Below are 579 nucleotides of genomic sequence, written 5' to 3' on the forward strand. Positions count from 1 at the left end.
TGAGGCGGGGAGCTTCTTTGCGTAAGGCGCGGAAATCGCACTCGACTTGGATACCGTGCCAGAAGTCTTCTGACTGTTTGAAAAACGCCCCGAAGCGGATCGACATTTGCGGTGTGATGGAGCGTTTAGCGTGCACAATTTCATTGATTGCCCGTGGGGCGACTCCAATTGCGCGTGCCATAGCATTTTGTGAAATGCCCATTGGTTCTAGGTATTCTTCAAGTAAGATTTCTCCCAGTGTGATCGGCGGATTTATGGTGCGTAACGTATGACGTTATAGGGGGATTGTCAATGGTAGTCTTGAATTTGGACGTCTGCCGGCCCTTGTTCTGTCCAGCGAAAGACAATGCGCCATTGTTCCTTCGTCGCCCGGAGGGCACCCGCCTCAGGAAGTTCTGTGGACCCATCTCTTCGAGCTGACCATCTCCGCGCTTCTCGCGCTAGGTGCCTGTTAATTCGAATGGAATGAAATCCCATTAAATCGCCTTTGAGTGCTTCCAGACGGTTTCCTGGCGGCACCGATAAATCCGCGAGGTCTCTGGCTCGGTTCATTTGAATGAGCTTCCGCAGGGCAACGCG

General features: G+C 52.7%; 2 protein-coding genes. Both read right to left on the reverse strand.

Going from position 1 to position 579, the window contains the following annotated elements; all coding sequences use genetic code 11:
* A partial coding sequence (locus QEH59_RS18680; RefSeq protein WP_308986903.1) for a HigA family addiction module antitoxin occupies positions 1-202 on the reverse strand: 202 nt, incomplete at its 3' end.
* An 86-nt stretch (positions 203-288) separates the two neighbouring features.
* The coding region (locus QEH59_RS18685) for a type II toxin-antitoxin system RelE/ParE family toxin (RefSeq protein WP_308986904.1) at positions 289-579 on the reverse strand (291 nt) is incomplete at its 5' end.

Origin of the sequence: Thalassobacterium sedimentorum (assembly GCF_031127905.1) — a bacterium.
Lineage (GTDB): Bacteria > Verrucomicrobiota > Verrucomicrobiia > Opitutales > Coraliomargaritaceae > Thalassobacterium > Thalassobacterium sedimentorum.